The organism is Coleofasciculus sp. A1-SPW-01 (genome assembly GCF_040217205.1).
In the GTDB taxonomy this organism is placed as follows: domain Bacteria; phylum Cyanobacteriota; class Cyanobacteriia; order Cyanobacteriales; family Coleofasciculaceae; genus Coleofasciculus; species Coleofasciculus chthonoplastes_A.
This window is the reverse complement of the sequence record NZ_JAVJNP010000076.1, coordinates 1-17,717: the sequence shown is the minus strand read 5'-3', so window position 1 is coordinate 17,717 and position 17,717 is coordinate 1. Positions and strand designations below refer to the sequence as shown.

Sequence of the window (17,717 nt, the reverse complement as noted above, 5' to 3'; positions counted from 1 at the left end):
GGGCAATAGGCAATAGGCAATGGGCAATGGGCAATAGGCAATAGGCAATGGGGAAGCACAATCAGGTATATAAACTGTTAAAACCAATAATTTTATAGGGATGAAAAATCCTCGATACTGATTTTTCATCCATTTGCCTTGAAACCCTCTGCCTTCTACCTATTCAAACAGCGTAACTGATAAATTAGAGCCACGCTATCTTCAGGGTTTTGGCGCAAACACTGTTCAAACAGACTGGCGGCTACGTCAAGCTTACCCAGATTATAAAATAACAGGGCTTGTTCAAAGGTTGTTTTTGTGACTAACTTAGCCTGTTGCATTTCCGATTCATCTGCATCAAAGACTTCATAAACACTCACCGCCTCAGATTTCCCCTTAACCTTAACTCTATCAATCACGCGAAAACTATAGTCATTGGCATTATTGAGCTGGCAAAACGTGTAGTGAGAAATTAACAACGGTACGCCATACTCTTTGGTTAATCCTTCCATCCGATACGCTAAATTAACAGCATCACTAATCACCGTGCTATCCATACGCGATGCACCGCCTACTGTACCCAACATCAACGAGCCGGTATTAATCCCAATGCCAATGCGAATCGGCACATAGCCAGTTTTGGTACGATGACTATTATACTCAGCCAGCCGATGCAACATGGTAATTCCCGCCTTGAGAGCATCATCGGCACTACCGCTAAAGAGTGCCATAATCGCATCGCCAATATATTTATCAATAAACCCTTGGTTATCAATAATGGCTGATTCCATGCGACTAAAATAGGAATTAATAAATTTAAAATTATCGTCCGGGTTCATTTTTTCTGAAAGGCTGGTAAAGTCGCGAATATCCGAAAATAGCACTGACATTTCTTTCTGGACTTGATCACCCAGTTGCACATCGACAATACTATCTTTCTCCAACAATTGAAGGAATTGGCGGGGGACAAAGCGGGATAGGGCTTGATTGAGGGCAAAAAGATCCGTGGTAAACTGAAGGCGTTCTGCTTCGGCTTTTTTGCGTTCGGTGATGTCTTGAAACGCCGCGATCGCAAAAATAATAGTTCCGTCTTGATCAAATATCGGTGTTCCCCAAACCTCTAGGGGAATCACCTGATCCCCGTGGCGGATTTCTAGGTCATCAGCCGTGGCAGTTTCACCCTGAAGCGCTTGCACAATCGGTAACTGATCAAAGGGATAAAGTTGGTTGGTTCCGCTGCGATAAATATGATAAAGTTTAGCTAATTTTTCCGCATTGACTCCCAGAGGGATGCTATGTCGGGTTAACTGTTTTCCCTTACGATTAATATAGTAAAGACAGCCTTGATGATCCAATACCGCTACACCCACGGGCATCGCTTCCAGAAATTGCAACAGTCGTTTTTCACTATCGAGTACGGCTTGAATTGCCTGATTATGCAACTGGGCGGTAACGGTATCTGAATGTTCCGTTGTCGTCTCCAGCAGAATTTCTAAATCCGCATTTTCCTGCTTCAGGGCGGCAATTTCCTGGCGCAGACTGGCATTCTCCCACATAAGCTGCTCTATGGAGGGGTGGTTAGGTTGCATAGGTGCGATCGGCTTTTTCTGGACGAGGTATAGTTTTCATATCAATCTGTTCAGCCTTATTTCGGAAAAAATGTCTTTGTTAGGGAACAGGGAACAGGGAACAGCAGTAACATCTTTCTGATGAGGGAAGTCAAAATGCATCGGGCGTATCACGCTTAATGACAGGTAACTATGGGAGGATGAGGTGCGCCAACTTTTAATTCAAGTACCACGAGGACAAGGGGATAAGGTTCTCGATATGGCTAAAGCTCATCAGGGAACGAATCTGGCGCGGTTTGAGGCGTCTGATACTGAGGGAAAGCTAGATTTTGTGATTACTTATGTTCCCAATCGTCAGGTTGAGCAGTTGCTAGAAGCCTTAGATACTCTGCCTGACTTATATGTGACATTAGTGCCTCGAGGGATAATGCCCCTCAAACCGCCCCCGTCAGAAGCCCCGCAACAAGTGAAAGAGGTGCAGCTACGCAGCCCCCTGGAGATATTCTTAGCGGGGTTGCAGAGTGTTGGTTCTTGGAAGGGATTTTTGGGGTATGCGGCTTGTGCAGGTGTGGTGGTTTGGATTGGGTTGTTTACCAATACCATTTATCTACTCACCGCCGCGATGCTGATTGCACCCTTTGCAGGACCAGCGATGAATACCGCGATCGCAACGGCACGAGGCGATTTATACTTACTCAAGCGTAGTGTCATCCGCTATGGTGCAGGGATTGCGGTGACGGTGGTTGTGGCGGGGATTTTGAGTGTGATTATGCAACAGCAAGCACCCACCAGTCTGATGATGGCGAGTTTTAAGGTATCATCGGTTACGATTCTCCTCCCCTTAATTGCCGGAACCGCAGGGGCGTTGAATCTCATCCAATCTGAACGCAGTAGTCTAGTTTCCGGAGCCGCCGTGGGTGTGTTAGTCGCTGCATCCTTAGCCCCAGCCGCCGGATTAGTGGGAATGGCAGCCGCGATCGCACGGTGGGATATGGTAGTTAATAGTCTGTTCCTGCTTGTGCTTCAGTTAGCCGGGATTAATTTTTCTGGCGCGATTGTCTTCCGTCTGGTGGGGCTTTCCGCCACGGGCGCTCGCTATAACCGGGGAAAGCGGTGGTTGTTTCCTGTGGGGTTGGGAATTGGGGCGGTGATCATGGCAGGGTTGTTAACCGCGCAACTTTGGCAGGAACCCACTTTACAGCGTACCTCACTCGAACAGCGTACCTCAACGGAGATTCAGCAGGTGGTGCAGGAGAGTGATTTGGCAAAACTGGTGCAGTCGAATGTGCAGTTTACGCGGACGAAAATTGAGGGGCAAAATACACTACTGACGATAGTTTATGTCCAGCGTAACCCGGAGGTAACGGCTTCTACGGAAACGATTCAGACACAGTTAACGAAAGCGATTCAAAGCCATTTACTGGAGATGGATTTTAATGTTACCCCCTTAGTTCAGGTGACTGTGTTGGAATTGCCAGATGTTTCAAGAAAATAGGAGAATGGGTGTACAACGATTATTCGCGATCGCAGACACTTCAGTGTTGAACGTATCATTAACTACGCTGCTAGCCTTAATCTTCGCCATACTCTTGGCGCTTGTCCATCTATTTGGTGGACAAATGCGCTTTCTCGATGTAATTCCTCGCAGTCAGTGGCTATCATTCGCCGGGGGAGCATCGGTGGCGTATGTTTTTGTGCATTTATTGCCAGAACTCAATCAGGGACAACGAACCATTGAACAGACAGAAGGATTCGCGATCGCGTTTTTGGAAAGCCATGTTTATTTAGTCGCGCTTCTGGGATTAACGGTATTCTATGGGTTAGAACATCTGGTTAAAGTATATCGACAAAATCAGCACAAACTTAGCGGTATACTCTCTCAAGGAATCTTTTGGTTACATATTGGCTCATTTTCCCTTTATAACCTGTTAATTGGTTATCTACTCATTCATCGCGAGGAACCGGGAGTAGAGAGTCTCTTATTCTTTTTTATTGCCATGGTGTTGCACTTTTTTGTCAATGACTATGGATTGCGGGAGCATCACCAAGACGCCTATCACCGGATCGGGCGTTGGGTTTTAGCGGGCGCAATTTTGTGCGGTTGGGCGATTGGACAAGCTACGAAAATATCTGAAGCCGCCCTAGCGGTACTGTTTGCCTTTCTAGGTGGAGGAATTATCCTGAATGTGATTAAAGAAGAACTACCCGAAGAACGGCAAAGTCGATTTTGGGCATTTGCTTTGGGTGCAACTGCTTATGCGGGTTTACTCATTTTGGGTTAAATTTTTGGGCGATTCAGGACAAGAGAGTCCCATCTTAACGTATCGATGGCGAATCAAGCACTGTCTTCGGATTTTCCATATTTGGCGTAGACCTGTTGAGGGGTAGCTGGCATTACGTTATAGTATTCTTCGCTACCGTTGCTCTTGCCAATCGGAGCTTGGTATCCACAGACAAACTCGGCTGTGCCGTCACTGAAGATATAAGCCCCACTGTAGTACCCCTCTTCGTCAGGACTTCCAAAGGTTTCTTTTATAATTTTGGTTTTGTTGTTCATTTTTTTGCTCATCGAAAATCTCCTTCTCAGTAGTCGGACACAATTAAATACTCCTCCTTATCATAAAGCCTTTTCTGATATTTAATATTAAGTTTAATGTCAAAGAAAACGGAACTCAGCAATCCTTGTCCTTTAAGTAATCTGATTAAAGTAATAATCTAGCTTAGTGGCTAAGTCTTTGAACCCGTTTTAACGGGTTTTAGCTTTTAGCCAGAACTTTAGTTCTAGGCTTAATTAATAGGCTTAATTAAGATAAAGCCCCCAAAAAATCAGTTATTTCTCTCACCAGCCACTTTTGCTCTGATCGGATTAAAGCTATACCTAACCAATGCTTACGCCGATGCGACTGTAGCAAACACACGGTTATCGTTTTTCTAAGTAACGGTAACTTTATTTTGTCCAGGTTTATCGGATTTATATCCGCCAATTGCCCCCGAACGTTCCAGTAACATAAACCCAAAATCCACCGTTTTATCTGGAAGCCCTTTGGACTAATTTCGATCCAAGTGCGAGACGTGGCACGAATTAGGAAACTCCCGATACTAAACAGTCCCATCATAACATAGATACTCATAAATAAAAGACCAATAACGAGGAAGCCAATACATCCATTTAATACCCAGTTGTAGAGGGTTGTTGCAAATATAATATCTGGATGATGATTTAATCGAATCGTTTCAGCAATGTTACCAGAAAATGATGGTATAGCGATAACTTGAACCAGAAGCAAACCAATCAAATCCCACAACAGTAACGGTAAAATGGGTTTGATTATACGAGTCAGTCCCCTTAATAAACGGAAGCGATCGCGCTGTCGCCCTATCGGTTTAAGTTCTAGAATTAATTTGTTCGGCGTCTTGATCAAGGCAATCCGCTTTTGCGGCGATTGGCAAAAAAGTTGTCCTATGTTTTGCCTCAGTTTCTGTTTCCCTTGCAAGACAGATAAGGCATCTTTCGCATTAGCAAAACGATACGCGATCGCAGGGTCTAAAATTCGCTCTAACCAATCGGCAAAATCGGGCGAAATTTGCACATAAGGACGAAACTGAATTTTGAGCTGATGCTGAGGAAAATCAGCCGGAGATTTTCCGGTTAATAAAAATAGCAATGTTGCACCTAATCCATATAAATCAGTGGATAATACCGCTTGACCTCGATATTGTTCGGGAGCCATATACCCGAATGTTCCCACTATGGTACTACCACCCGTTACGGTATGATAATAGGTGTCAGCAACAGCACCAAAATCAACCAGAAATACTTCTCCATTTTTGCTGAGAATAATATTTTGGGGCTTAATATCGCGATGAATAATCGCTGGCGTAAATTGTTGTAAGTAAACCAGTATAGTTAAGACTTCGATGGCTAAACGTTTAACGGTAGCTTCCTTGGGTTTCCAGCCCATTTCCACTAATTCAGCTAACGACTTTCCTGGCGCAATTTGCTGTACCAGATAAAAATCATGGGTTTCTGGTGTATCCACCTGAAAATAGGCTAAATACTTGGGAATCGCGGGATGATTGAGTTGAGCTAGAGTTCATTGATTGGTGGGGAGGGCGGGTTTTGTTTTTGTTTTTGAGGTGACTATCTAATTGAGTCCCTAAACCCGCCCCTACAAATTGACCCTAAACTTAACCGCAACTCGCCGATTTTGTAACTCAGCTAGGGCGGTTTCAGCACAAGCGAAGCGGTGCTTTGAATCCGGTTCCAGCATTGTCTCCAACCAATCAGCAAACGCTTCCGATATCTGCATCCGAAAACACCGGGAATCTGTCGTCAGATGATTGACAGGTAAATCAGCGGGAGAACGATGAGTGAGTAAAAATAACAACGTTGCACCTAACCCATATAAATCGGTAGCTGGAACCGCTTGTCCCAGGAATTGTTCGGGTGCCATATAGCCAAACGTTCCTACCACAGTATGACTTCTGGCTAAGGTACTGTAATAGGTAGTTTGTACCGCACCAAAATCCACAAGCATTATCCGCCCATTATCGCCTCGGATGATATGATCGGGTTTAATATCTCGATGAATTACAGGGGGTGTTTGCTGCTGTAAATAAACCAGGATGTCTAAGACTTGAATGGCAATCTGGCGAATCTCCGTTTCATTCCCCCGCCACCCGTTTTGCACTAATTCTGCTAGTGAGCATCCGGGGGCAAATTGTTGGATAATATAGAACGTGCGATCGCGCGGTGTGTCGAGATGGAAATAATCCAGATACCGAGGAATCCCCGGATGATTCAGTTGAGCCAACACCTGCGCTTCTCGTTCAAACCGTTCAAGTGCTTTCCAGTCATGAATCTGGCGCAGTGATAAGGCTTTCAGGATAACTCGTTCCCCGGTTTCCCCGTCTTCGCCCAGATAGGTGATACCGCTCTCTCCCTGTGCCAAGGGTGCTAAAATACGATAACGTTTAGCGATCGTCTCCTCTAACGCTTGTAGTTTTTCCATCGCGGCGTAACCTGTAACCTGATTGATGGAGTCGTCGCATATTTGCTATGGCAATGACTCGCTCTATTCAGAGTATGCCCAAATTTGCCGCCAATTCTGTCACCTTCAGAGGATTTTAAGTCTATAATTTTACAAGCTAGGCGGTTGAAACCGCAGCTACACAAACGAAACCTGCCTAGCCTTTGGCAAGCTTCGCTAGCGCGGGTTCTATTTGTCCGCGCAGGCTTGTAGTGCGAGCATCTTGCTCGCTACTAATACCCAATTTAAATGCATGACAGCTTGTAGTGCGAGCATCTTGCTCGCTACTAATACCCAATTAGAATGAATGTCTGATGATCCGATCGCAAATATTTTTCTGAATCTCTACAGATGCATCGATACATGATTGAAACTATCCGATAATTATCTATCGCCCTTGTCTCTAAACAATGCCAGATAATCCCAACACGACTCAAGACACCGTACAACTGTCCCTAGCTGCTTTACAGGAACAGGAATTGCAGCGCCTGTACAACAGCTTACGTCAGGGACAACAACCGATGGCAGATTGGCAGGGAGGTTCTCTGGCGGTGTCGGCGGTACCCGGTGCGGGGAAGTCTACGGGAATGGCTGTCGCGGCGGCTATTGCGATCGCACGGTATCAACTTCATGGTAAACGACAATTAGTCGTGGTCACGTTTACGCGATCGGCGGCGGCTTCAATTAAGGGCAAAATTCGCGAGTATCTGAAGCCACTACGCTTACCCCAAAATAGTTTTGTGGTGTATACACTGCACGGATTAGCCCTGAATATTGCCAACCGCCATCCCGATTTATCCGGGATTAATTTAGATACGCTAACCGTTGTCACCCCGAATCAAAGCCACCGCTTAATTCGCGCTTGTGTGGAACAGTGGATTGCATCAAATCCGCGCCGCTATTCCCTATTATTGGAAGGGGTAAGTTTTGATGGGGAAGAAACGGAACGATTGCGGCGACAATCGGTATTGCGAACCGAAGTGCTACCGTCTTTAGCCTATACCGTGATTCACGAAGCCAAAAGTTCGGGACTATTACCGGAAGACTTATGGGTAATCAGTCAACAAACCAATGACCCTTATGACATATTAGCGATCGCGGCGGGATTATACGAACACTATCAACGAGTGACGCGATCGCGAGACTTTATTGATTATGATGATATGATTCTGGCAGCCTTGCGAGTGCTAGAGGATAACACCGTGCGCCAACTCTGGCAGAGGCAATTTTTTGCCGTCTTTGAAGACGAAGCACAGGATTCCAGTCCCCTCCAATATCGCTTATTACAAACTCTAGCCGCTGATCCGACTAATCCTTACAGTCCCCTCAATTTAATCCGGGTGGGTGATCCCAATCAAGCGATTAACTCCACCTTTACTCCTGCTGACCCCATTTACTTTAATCGCTTTTGTACCGAATGCCAGGAACAACAGCGCCTTGCTACGATGGATCAAGCGGGTCGTAGTACACCGATTATTATTGATGCGGCTAACTTTATCCTCAATTGGGTAAATCAAACCTATACGCAAAACCAGGATGAATCCACTCGTCCCTTTCGTCCCCAAACCATCCACCCCGTACCCCCCGATGACCCCCAAACCGACGCCAATCCCCAGCCAGAGGGGAGAGGGTTAGAGATTTATCAACCCAGTGATATTTATCAAACGGTAGAATTATTGGGACAACGGGTAATAGACCTATTCACCCGCAACCCAAACCATAACGCCGCCGTCTTAGTCCGAGAAAATCGCCAAGGTAATTTTATCGCCCAGAAACTCGACTATCTCAAGCGCCAGCATGGGATTGACGTGTATGATGTTCAAGGGAGCGATCGCCATTCACATATTCCCATAGAAATTCTGGCATTATTGCAATTTATCGACCGTCCCCATTCTCCCGACTACCTAAAAGCCGCATTAGACGTTCTAGTTAAACGCCAACTCATTCCCACCCAAGACTTAAACGCCCTCGCCACCTATCCCGAACAATTCCTCTATCCCGGACCCCTTGACCCCCATCCCACACCCGCAGTCAGTCAAGCCGCCAGATACTGTCGCAGTCTATTACGGGCGCGTCTAGAACTACCCCATTACCAGCTTATTTCCTTTTTAGCCCTCACCTTACAGTACGACCAATCCGAACTCGCCACAGCCGATAAACTCGCCGAACGAGTGGTCAAACAAACCTATAGTAGCAGCGCCATGCCTGCTACCTTAGCCGCTTTAAGTGAAATTGTCTCCTCGGAACGGTTTGAACCCGTCGAAACCGAAGACGCCGACTCCCGCTATCTACGTCGCCGTCAACTGACAATTATCACCATGCACAAAGCCAAGGGATTAGACTGGGACTACGTATTTCTCCCCTTTCTCCACGAAGACACCATTCCCGGTAATCCTTGGATACCCACCGCCGCCCAATTCTTAGGCGATTTTACCCTAGCTGAAGTCGCCCGGGCGCAAATTCGCGCCAGTTTGCATGACCATCCTTTACCCACCGCCTTAGAAGCCTGGGAGAAAGCCGGACAACTCAAAACCGCCGAAGAATATCGGTTATTATACGTTGCCATGACTCGCGCCAAACGACTTTTATGGATATCAGCGGCACAAAAAGGACCCTTTCGCTGGAATACCTTTAGTGGACAAGCCTCAGACAACTTACAGATGAAAAAGCCTTGTCCCGTGTTACCGGTATTAAGTCGTCGCTTCCCCGATTCAGTGGTTTCTCTCGCGACGAGGGTAAATTAAGAGTTAGCCGGAGTGATGGTCAGTGATTTAGTATGGAACAACAATCTGATGAAGACAGACTGATAAATATACTCCAAAAGCACAGGAACTTGAAACGCTGGGTCATCGTTCAATTAACGACCCATAACATTCCCTGTCAGGAAACCTATGGTAACGACGAGAACGGTGATATAAAGATTATCAACTCAGCCGATACCCTTAAAGTCAAACAACTCATTCAAGAAATCCATCAGGACTTTAATCAGGATGACTCGATTGGTTCCACGGCGACTGTAACGTCAATCAGTAACCCCCATCTGGAAATTAAAACTCAATATCTCTATGGCAAGGAAGTGGATATAATTATTAACCAAGGAACTGTCATCGGAATTGTCAGCGCTAACCGAATTTCCCAACCGAGTAAGCAAAAATTGAACCAGGCGGGTATTGCTTTTGCTGAAACTATACCTGAATCAATATTTAGTAATTACTGATATGAGATAGGAAAAAGTCATGTTCAACATTAATTTCTATGGGGAAAATGGACAATCTTCTCAAAGTATTCGGATGGGAGAAGATTTTTATCAGTGGTTAGCCTATTCAGACTTTGCTCAAGTCGGGCGTTCTAAAATGACCACAATTTGTCTTGATGGAGAAAAAGTAGAGCTACCACTAATTCATTTATCCAGCACCACAAGAAGTATGTTTGCTGCCTGTTTCAATGAAATGATATTGAAAGAAACAGCAGCCATGTTAGTAGATTTAGATAAAACCATCTCAAAAGAAATATTAGGAGAAAGAACGTATCGATTAAAAAAACTTTTGGAACTCTTAGATTGCTGTAAAAATAGTAGTTTTGCTTACTTGCAGAGGGAGTAATCTTAAATTAGGGCTATAGTGCCTATTTCCAGCTTTTTTACAGATAGTCACCTATTCTTGATTGTTATCCTCAATTGGACGGAACCCTTCTGGTGTAGGAACTTGCTGATGTAGACATCCGCTTTTAGCACAATAAGCAAAGGGTAAGGACACTTTCAATTTCAATCGAGTCGGAGGTGGAGTCAAGGATTGTTCGCTCTGATAAGTCATAGCAAAAGTTAATGATTCATGTTCACAGTCACTTCCACCTGTTGACGGGTCATCGCAACTAAATATAAATCCGATGTAAGTTTTGAGTCCAACTTGTTTAGGTTGAGCGGTAATCATTACTATATAAGAGGAGACTCTGGGCAGTTGTTTGGGTGATATAAACGTTGCCTCTGTTTGAATTTTTAACAATTGTTCTATTTGACCTTTATCTAAATTCAAAAACAGATAATCATTCAAGGTAGTCTGAATTCCTGTATAGATATGATAGGTATAATTTTTGACATCTCTAGAAAATTCTATACTTAAGTCTTCAAAAGAATCAGAAAATTCCTGTTTTTCTAGAACATAAGCCCGTTGTGCGCGGATTATTGAATACAAATAATTCATGGCTTTTTGTTGTTCATAAGATGCAGTCATTGACTGATAAATCAATTTTTTATGCCAGAATAGCAAAAAAATAGCGCTAGCTAAAATTATGCTGTTCAAACTTATTAGGCTAAATTTTAGGACTTGTTTCAGCTTAGACATCTTATCGGGCAACGCAATGTTATTAAACGACACCACTGTAATAATTTTTCCAGAAGGCAATTACATGACTCACCCTATATAAACTTGAACCATCCCACTGGCGACTACAACTCATTCCCCGCTTCACTTGCCAATAACCGTTGCAGGGGTTCAACTAACGGAGGAAGTTCCGTCTGAATTCCATCCCATACAATCCTTAACTTAACCTGAAAATATTCATGAGTGATTACATTTCGCATATCAGTCATAAGTCGCCAAGGAATATCAGGAGTACGACTCTGGATTTCCGGCGGAACATTTCTAGCGGCTTCACCAATAACCACAAACTTGTAAAGAATCGAATCAAACAGCATTTCATCAGCGGCAAATTCCTCAAACGTTATTCCGGCTGTTCGTTGCTGAATACTCGAAATTGCCTGCAAAATATCTTGAACTCGCAGTTGCCAACGTCTAGAAGACACGAATCACATCCTCCAAAACAGGTTCACGCAAATGCTCTCGCAACGCATCTTGAGTCCCCAAATCGACAGGACAGCCTAAAATATCTTCTAGATAAAGCCGGATGCGACTAAAACCAAATAATCCTATCGGTTGAGAAAATTCGACCAGAAAATCCACATCACTGTCGGTTCTCGCTTCATCCCGCGCCACAGAACCAAACAACTCCAACGACTTGACACCAAGTTCTTGAAGTTTCAATTGATGAGCTTTAACAATCGCTAACACATCCTCTCGTTTCACAGGTATCCCCCCACTCATTCAGCCAATACAACCGATAAAAATTACCATTTCATCTTTACCTTTAACCGGAATTGTACCTTATTCTTTAAACGAATGCTTGCCCACTATAGCTAGGGGCTGCTGAATAAGTGTTGTGGTGAGGGGGAGCTCTTGAAGCTGGGGAAGCCAAGGTAGAGACGTGCCATGGCACGTCTGGGAGCTGGGGGAGCAAGGGTACATTTTTCCTGAGCAATGGTGCGTTACGCTCCGCTAACGCACCCTACTGGCGTGACCGGGTTAAAATAGGACTTTGTTTGTAGTAAGCACTTTAGTGCTTTAATGCCTAGCTGGAGAGGGCTAAAGCCCTCACTACGAACCAAATCTATTTCACCATTTTAGGTGGGTCACGCCACTACAATTTATCCTTTCAACTTTTTGCCTAAAAGTTGGTTGGTTAATTTGGGATTTGCCCGTCCATTGGTTTCCTTCATCACCTGTCCGACAAAAAACCCTTGCAGCTTGGTTTTACCGTTGCGATACTGTTCCAATTTCTTGGGATTAGCAGCAATCACGTCATCAATGATGGCTTCGAGTTGGGTGACATCAGAGATTTGAATCAGTCCCCGACTTTCAGCTATTTCCTTGGCTGAACCACCTTTTGATAGGAGTTCCGGGAGAATTTCTTTGGCGATTTTGCCGCTAATCGTATCATCTTCAATCAACTGAATTAGTTCTGCCAAAACCAACGGTTTGATCGCAATTTCGGTAATCGCCAGTTTCTCCGTATTCAGATAAGCAGCAATATCTCCCATCACCCAGTTTGCCACTTGTTTAGGATTGGCATTTGCAGTTACAGCAGCTTCAAAATATTCGGCAACCAGTTTATCTTCAGTTAAGACGCGGGCATCATAGGCAGAAAGCCCGAATTTCTCTTCATAATGATGCCGTTTTTCGGCGGGAAGTTCGGGGAGTTCACTGCGCCATTGGTCTAATTGTTCTTTGGAGACTTCAATCGGGGGTAAGTCGGGTTCGGGGAAGTAGCGGTAATCGCTAGACCCTTCTTTAATTCGCATACTAATCGTGCGTTGACTTCCTTCTTCCCAGAGGCGGGTTTCTTGAACTATCGGTTCCCCAGTTGCAATGGCTTCGATTTGCCGTTCGATTTCGTAGTCAATGGCTTTTTGAATGGCGTTAAAGGAGTTCATGTTTTTAATTTCAACTTTCACGCCAAATTCTTTTTGACCAACGGGGCGCACGGAGATATTCACGTCACAGCGTAGGGAACCTTCCTGCATATTGCCATCGCTGATACCCAGGTAACGCATAATCCGGCGCAATTCTTGGGCATATTCGGCGGCTTCTTTGCCAGAACGCAAGTCGGGTTCTGAGACAATTTCTAGGAGGGGGATACCTGCGCGGTTGAAATCGACGAGGGAGTAGGTGGAACCGGAGAGTCCATCACTTCCCGCATGGACGAGTTTTCCGGCGTCTTCTTCCATGTGCAAGCGGGTGATGCCAATTTTTTTGTCAATGGGGTTTCCGTCGTCATCGATGAGTTCGATTTCTAACCAGCCATGTTCGGCGATGGGGAGGTCATATTGAGAGATTTGATAGTTTTTGGGTAAGTCGGGATAAAAGTATTGTTTGCGGTCAAATTTACTATAGGGGGCGATTTGGCAATTGAGGGATAATCCAGCTTTGACGGCGGATTCTAGGACTTTTTGATTGAGAACCGGTAGCACTCCGGGAAGTCCCATGCATATCGGGTCAATGTTGGTGTTGGGGGGAGTGCCGAATTCTGTGGAGGAGTGGGAGAATATTTTGGTGGCGGTGTTGAGTTGACAGTGGGTTTCTAGACCGATGATGGCTTCGTATTTGGTTTTGGCGGGTGCTGCGGTGGTCATAGGTGTTTCGTTGTCATAGTTTTGGTCTATTTTAGCGTGGGGGTGAGGGGGTGAGGGGTTAAGGGATTTTTGTTGGTGGCGGGATTGTTTTTTAACGCAGATGGGCGCAGAGGGAAAGCGCAGAGGTCAAGAGAGGGGTGGGCGAGGGTGGGATGTGGAGTAAGGTGAGTATTGATGGTACTGTACTATTTGTCTAGCTAAGTTATAAAACAAATAGGATGCAAATATCGGAACGCCAAATGCACCGAGTTCGATGGGTGCTGACCATTGGTTGGTTGTTACTAATTCTTTCGTTGTTCTATGACCCTTTCTCTCCTGGATTAACCACTCCTGACAATACAATTAGTCCTTTAAGAATTGACCCTACTATTTGTGTCAATGTTCAGGGAACTTGTATAGAAGAGAGTCCTTATGCCTTGGGAGCGCCTATTTTTTGGGGCATAATTGTCCCCACCGCTATTTTCATTTTGTTGGTATTTGGACATGAATTATGGCGTCGGATATGTCCATTGTCATTTCTGTCCCAAATTCCTCGCGCTTTGGGATGGCAACGGAAACAACGACTAGTTCATCCTCAAACTGGGAAAGTACGCTATCAGGGAGTAAAAGTGACTCAAAATTCCTGGTTAGGTCGGAATCATTTGTATCTCCAATTTGGACTATTTTATCTAGGATTATGTAGCAGAATTTTGTTCGTCAATTCCGATCGCACAGCCTTGGCAATTTTTTTATTAACAACTATTGTCGGGGCAATTGTAGTGGGCTACCTCTATGAGGGTAAATCCTGGTGTCAGTATTTCTGTCCCATGGCTCCGGTGCAAAAAATTTATGCTGAACCTAGAGGATTGTTGACAAGAACAGCTCATGAAGAAGAGCGCCAAAAGATTACGCAATCGATGTGTCGCACCCTAAACAAAAAAGGCGAAGAACAGAGTGCTTGTGTGGCTTGTCAGAGTCCCTGTATTGATATTGATGCGGAGCGTTCCTACTGGGAAACGATTATGCAACCGCAACAACAGTGGCTCTACTACGGTTATGTCGGATTGGTCTTGGGTTACTTCATTTATTATTATCTTTATGCCGGGAATTGGGACTACTATTTCTCTGGCGTTTGGGCGCATCAAGAAAATCAGCTAGCTACATTAATGAGTCCAGGATTTTATCTGGTAAATCAGCCAATTCCCCTGCCTAAGTTAGTCGCTGTTCCGCTGACATTAGCCGCATTTGCATTTGCCGGATCTAGCATAGGAAGTCGTATAGAAAAACGCTATAATGCGGTTCAGCGACGCCAGCAGCAACCCCTAAGTCAAGAACTAATCCGTCACCGGATGTTTACCCTTTGTACGTTCTTTGTCTTTAATCTATTCTTTGTCTTTGCCGGACGAAATTTTATCGGGTTGTTACCTGCACCGATACAATATTTATTTCCACTACTTATTGCCATCTGTAGTACGCTATGGCTCTACCGGACATGGCAACGCCATCCCCACCGCTACCGCCAAGAAAGTCTAGCCAGCCGACTGCGGCGACAGCTCAGTAAATTAAACTTAGATATCTCAAGTTTTTTAGAAGGGCGATCGCTCGATTCTCTAAATGCTGATGAAGTTTATGTTTTAGCTAAGATTTTGCCAAATTTTACCAAGGAAAAACGGCTTCAGGCTTATAAAGGAATTTTGACAGAAGCTATTAATGAAGGGTATGCTGACATTTCAAGCAGTTTGAATATTCTTCAACCCATGCGGCGGGAACTCGATATTTCTGAGGCGGAACATCAGCAGATTTTAACAGAGCTTGGAGTTGAAGCTCCTAATCTGCTTGATCCGCAAAACCACAGGAGTCGTGAAGATTGGTGGCGTCAAGAAAGTTATCGTGAAGCCATCTTGACGCTCATTCTGGAGTTTTCCCAGAATCATCCAGAGCAACACTTAGTCACCGAGTTAGCTGAAGTGATTAATGGTAAAAAGCCGATGACTGATTTGGAGACGTTACTCAAGCAATTATCGAAACGTGAATCAAAAAGCATTGAGCAGGCTCGCCAAGATTACGGGGTTACCACAACGGAGGAAGCTGAGATTATTAAACAAACTGATCCGCATCAGTTGTGGCGCATGATCAGCTATACTTTTGATTCATTCAAACATTTAGACGAAGACGAGCGCCTAATGGCATATTTTCGGCTTTTGGACAAGGATGAGTCAGGTTACATTAGTGGCGAAGAATTAGAAGTTTGTTTGCGAGAGATTAATTCCCAAGTTACTCACGCTGAAATTGAGGCAATGCTGAAGCTAGCCGACACAAACCGCGATCGCCAAATTAGTTATGAGGAGTTTAGGGAAATTTTGCATCTTCTAGACTAGCTATGATCAATTACTACAAAGTAATCTCTATTTAGTCTTTAGTCGCAACAGGTTAACTATAGCGTTGGGTTACTCTTTGAAAAGGATTTACTGACGTTTAAAGAACTCAAACTACTGGACTGACAGGGCTAAAATTAATGATCAACCCTCCACAATTACCCGATCGAGAGTGTGGCGAATAATCTCCCGTTGTTGGGCATCATATTGCCAACGTTCCAGAAACGCCTTATACTCTCCTTCTCCAGTTATGGCACTTTCCCGTAACGCCACTACTTTTTCCTGCACTTGAGGTAGATTAATTTGTTCAATTAAATGGATTGTTCGTATTCGCACTCGATCCGATCCTTGCGCCAAGTCTTCATTCTGATTCCGCCGGTGGGTAATCGCCATCGCAGCGGACATGGCTAAGTTTTTCACCAACAGTTCAGCGACGGTATCCGGTGAGGATTGCAGGGCTTGAATTACCTCTGGCGAGGGAGTATCCGCTAAACTGTTGTCAGCGGTGAGGTAGGTGACAAAGAACCCTCTAGCACCATTTGTGGTTTTCACCAACTGGGCGATCGCACCCGCCGCGTCTACTTGGGAGAGTTCACCGGATGACAGTTGCGTCATCAGCGACTGAGTGAGTGCGATCGCGTCGTCAAAGGTCACGTCTTCTGGAATATCCACCTGATTCCGTCTCGTAATAAAATGCTAGTCAAGTTATCTTGATCGAAAATTAATCCTAATGCAAGCACTTTGGCTGGAAAACAATCAACTGCAACTCCGCCACGATGTCCCCATTCCGCAGCCACCACCGGGGGAAGCCTTGGTACGAGTTGTCCAGGCGGGTATCTGTAACACGGATTTGGAATTAATTCGAGGCTATTATCCTTATAAGGGTATTTTAGGTCATGAATTCGTCGGTGTTGTTGAACAAGGACCGACTGAATTACAGGGACAACGAGTTGTTGGCGAGATTAACGCCGTCTGTGGGCAATGTCACTATTGTCAACATGGACAATCAACCCACTGCGAAAACCGCACGGTATTGGGAATTGCCAACCGCCATGGGGCGTTTGCCGACTATCTTAGTTTACCAATAGAGAATTTGCATCGAGTCCCCGATAATTTACCCACAGATTTAGCTACCTTTACCGAACCCGTCGCCGCCGCCTTGGAAATTCAGCAGCAAGTCATGGTGAGTTCGACGGAACGAGTGTTGGTGGTGGGCGATGGGAAACTGGGACAATTAGTCGCCCAAACCCTTGCCCTAACCGGATGTGACTTGTTTGTGGTGGGGCGTCATCGGCATAAGTTGGCAAATTTATCGGCACGGGGGATTAATGTGGGATTCGCCGATGCGATCGCCAAACGAGCGTTTGATATTGCGGTTGAGTGTACCGGGAATCCGGCTGGATTTGAACTCGCCCGCCGCGCTTTACGTCCACGAGGTATTTTAGTGCTTAAAAGTACCTACGCGGGTCAGTTAACCTTTGATGCATCATCTCTGGTTGTAGACGAAATTACCCTAATTGGGTCGCGTTGTGGTCCTTTTGCCCCCGCCTTGGAGTTACTGGCGTCAGGACGGGTGGATGTGGAACCGCTGATTCAGGGTCATTATCCGTTACGAGAGGGACTTAAAGCCGTTGAACAGGCAAAAAGTAAGGGCGTATTAAAGGTTTTATTGGATATGAGTGAGGCTCTCCCGTACATAAGGTGATAAATTTTCCTTATATGTGTAGCGATTGGCTTGATTTGAAGAAAACCTAGCTTAATCGCTTAATTAGTTGGGTTTCCTTCGTCAACCCAACCTACAAGCATTACACCGTGGGACTTT

General features: G+C 45.0%; 16 protein-coding genes. 7 read left to right on the top strand and 9 right to left on the bottom strand.

Annotation, left to right across the window (positions count from 1 at the left end; genetic code table 11):
* Positions 1–155 precede the first annotated feature (155 nt).
* Positions 156–1,568: an adenylate/guanylate cyclase domain-containing protein gene (locus tag RH949_RS11850; RefSeq protein ID WP_446353289.1), complete on the bottom strand. Its 1,413-nt coding sequence runs from the start codon at positions 1,566–1,568 to the stop codon at positions 156–158.
* Positions 1,569–1,752: 184 nt separating this feature from the next.
* Here RH949_RS11850 and RH949_RS11845 point away from each other — a divergent pair, with 184 nt between their 5' ends.
* Both RH949_RS11845 and RH949_RS11840 read left to right on the top strand, forming a co-directional pair.
* Positions 1,753–3,042, top strand: a complete 1,290-nt coding sequence (locus RH949_RS11845; RefSeq protein ID WP_446353287.1) for a DUF389 domain-containing protein — start codon at positions 1,753–1,755, stop codon at positions 3,040–3,042.
* Between the two features lie 4 nt (positions 3,043–3,046).
* Positions 3,047–3,829, top strand: a complete 783-nt coding sequence (locus RH949_RS11840; RefSeq protein WP_446353285.1) for a hypothetical protein — start codon at positions 3,047–3,049, stop codon at positions 3,827–3,829.
* A 53-nt stretch (positions 3,830–3,882) separates the two neighbouring features.
* Here RH949_RS11840 and RH949_RS11835 read toward each other — a convergent pair whose 3' ends face one another.
* From RH949_RS11835 to RH949_RS11825, 3 genes are all read right to left on the bottom strand, one after another.
* The gene (locus tag RH949_RS11835) at positions 3,883–4,104 is read right to left on the bottom strand and encodes a hypothetical protein (protein ID WP_157453388.1); all 222 of its coding nucleotides are present in this window, start codon (positions 4,102–4,104) and stop codon (positions 3,883–3,885) included.
* Positions 4,105–4,351: 247 nt separating this feature from the next.
* Positions 4,352–5,587 (bottom strand): serine/threonine protein kinase, encoded by a 1,236-nt coding sequence (locus RH949_RS11830; protein WP_446353283.1) that lies wholly within the window; start codon positions 5,585–5,587, stop codon positions 4,352–4,354.
* Between the two features lie 129 nt (positions 5,588–5,716).
* Positions 5,717–6,559 (bottom strand): serine/threonine protein kinase, encoded by an 843-nt coding sequence (locus RH949_RS11825; RefSeq protein WP_446353281.1) that lies wholly within the window; start codon positions 6,557–6,559, stop codon positions 5,717–5,719.
* Positions 6,560–6,987: 428 nt separating this feature from the next.
* On the opposite strand from RH949_RS11825, the gene RH949_RS11820 reads away from it, so the two are divergent.
* From RH949_RS11820 to RH949_RS11810, 3 genes are read left to right on the top strand one after another with little or no spacing between them, the layout of a single operon-like run.
* Positions 6,988–9,321: an ATP-dependent helicase gene (locus RH949_RS11820; protein ID WP_446353279.1), complete on the top strand. Its 2,334-nt coding sequence runs from the start codon at positions 6,988–6,990 to the stop codon at positions 9,319–9,321.
* 32 nt (positions 9,322–9,353) lie between these two features.
* Positions 9,354–9,794 carry a hypothetical protein gene (locus RH949_RS11815; RefSeq protein ID WP_446353277.1) on the top strand — a complete coding sequence of 147 codons (441 nt, stop codon included), beginning with the start codon at positions 9,354–9,356 and terminating at the stop codon, positions 9,792–9,794.
* A gap of 19 nt (positions 9,795–9,813) precedes the next feature.
* Positions 9,814–10,179, top strand: a complete 366-nt coding sequence (locus RH949_RS11810; protein WP_446353275.1) for a hypothetical protein — start codon at positions 9,814–9,816, stop codon at positions 10,177–10,179.
* A gap of 51 nt (positions 10,180–10,230) precedes the next feature.
* Here the strand turns inward: RH949_RS11810 and RH949_RS11805 are convergent, their stop codons facing one another.
* The 4 genes from RH949_RS11805 to gatB all read right to left on the bottom strand — a co-directional run bounded on the left by RH949_RS11805 (position 10,231) and on the right by gatB (position 13,541).
* The gene (locus tag RH949_RS11805; RefSeq protein WP_446353273.1) at positions 10,231–10,977 is read right to left on the bottom strand and encodes a type IV pilin-like G/H family protein; all 747 of its coding nucleotides are present in this window, start codon (positions 10,975–10,977) and stop codon (positions 10,231–10,233) included.
* A 44-nt stretch (positions 10,978–11,021) separates the two neighbouring features.
* Positions 11,022–11,378 (bottom strand): HepT-like ribonuclease domain-containing protein, encoded by a 357-nt coding sequence (locus RH949_RS11800; protein ID WP_446353271.1) that lies wholly within the window; start codon positions 11,376–11,378, stop codon positions 11,022–11,024.
* On the bottom strand, positions 11,368–11,658 hold the full coding sequence (locus tag RH949_RS11795; protein ID WP_044210625.1) for a nucleotidyltransferase family protein: 291 nt from the start codon (positions 11,656–11,658) through the stop codon (positions 11,368–11,370). Before RH949_RS11795 ends, RH949_RS11800 begins: the two co-directional genes overlap by 11 nt.
* Positions 11,659–12,056: 398 nt before the next feature.
* Positions 12,057–13,541, bottom strand: a complete 1,485-nt coding sequence (gene gatB / locus RH949_RS11790) for an Asp-tRNA(Asn)/Glu-tRNA(Gln) amidotransferase subunit GatB (protein WP_006105433.1) — start codon at positions 13,539–13,541, stop codon at positions 12,057–12,059.
* 218 nt (positions 13,542–13,759) lie between these two features.
* On the opposite strand from gatB, the gene RH949_RS11785 reads away from it, so the two are divergent.
* Positions 13,760–15,898: an EF-hand domain-containing protein gene (locus RH949_RS11785; protein ID WP_006105450.1), complete on the top strand. Its 2,139-nt coding sequence runs from the start codon at positions 13,760–13,762 to the stop codon at positions 15,896–15,898.
* Positions 15,899–16,039: 141 nt separating this feature from the next.
* Here the strand turns inward: RH949_RS11785 and RH949_RS11780 are convergent, their stop codons facing one another.
* Positions 16,040–16,567: a hypothetical protein gene (locus tag RH949_RS11780; protein ID WP_446353269.1), complete on the bottom strand. Its 528-nt coding sequence runs from the start codon at positions 16,565–16,567 to the stop codon at positions 16,040–16,042.
* 58 nt (positions 16,568–16,625) lie between these two features.
* Between RH949_RS11780 and RH949_RS11775 the strand changes: the two genes are divergently transcribed.
* A complete protein-coding gene (locus tag RH949_RS11775; RefSeq protein ID WP_446353267.1) occupies positions 16,626–17,600 on the top strand; it encodes an MDR/zinc-dependent alcohol dehydrogenase-like family protein in 975 nt (324 codons plus the stop codon).
* Positions 17,601–17,717: the final 117 nt, after the last annotated feature.

Excerpts from the sequence above, each read along its gene's own strand:
- RH949_RS11835 (WP_157453388.1), bottom strand. The coding sequence starts at position 4,104 with ATGAACAACAAAACCAAAATTATAAAAGAAACCTTTGGAAGTCCTGAC.
- RH949_RS11815 (WP_446353277.1), top strand. The coding sequence starts at position 9,354 with ATGGAACAACAATCTGATGAAGACAGACTGATAAATATACTCCAAAAG.
- RH949_RS11820 (WP_446353279.1), top strand. The coding sequence starts at position 6,988 with ATGCCAGATAATCCCAACACGACTCAAGACACCGTACAACTGTCCCTA.
- RH949_RS11775 (WP_446353267.1), top strand. The coding sequence starts at position 16,626 with ATGCAAGCACTTTGGCTGGAAAACAATCAACTGCAACTCCGCCACGAT.
- RH949_RS11850 (WP_446353289.1), bottom strand. The coding sequence starts at position 1,568 with ATGCAACCTAACCACCCCTCCATAGAGCAGCTTATGTGGGAGAATGCC.
- RH949_RS11810 (WP_446353275.1), top strand. The coding sequence starts at position 9,814 with ATGTTCAACATTAATTTCTATGGGGAAAATGGACAATCTTCTCAAAGT.
- gatB (WP_006105433.1), bottom strand. The coding sequence starts at position 13,541 with ATGACCACCGCAGCACCCGCCAAAACCAAATACGAAGCCATCATCGGT.
- RH949_RS11825 (WP_446353281.1), bottom strand. The coding sequence starts at position 6,559 with ATGGAAAAACTACAAGCGTTAGAGGAGACGATCGCTAAACGTTATCGT.
- RH949_RS11840 (WP_446353285.1), top strand. The coding sequence starts at position 3,047 with ATGGGTGTACAACGATTATTCGCGATCGCAGACACTTCAGTGTTGAAC.
- RH949_RS11785 (WP_006105450.1), top strand. The coding sequence starts at position 13,760 with ATGCAAATATCGGAACGCCAAATGCACCGAGTTCGATGGGTGCTGACC.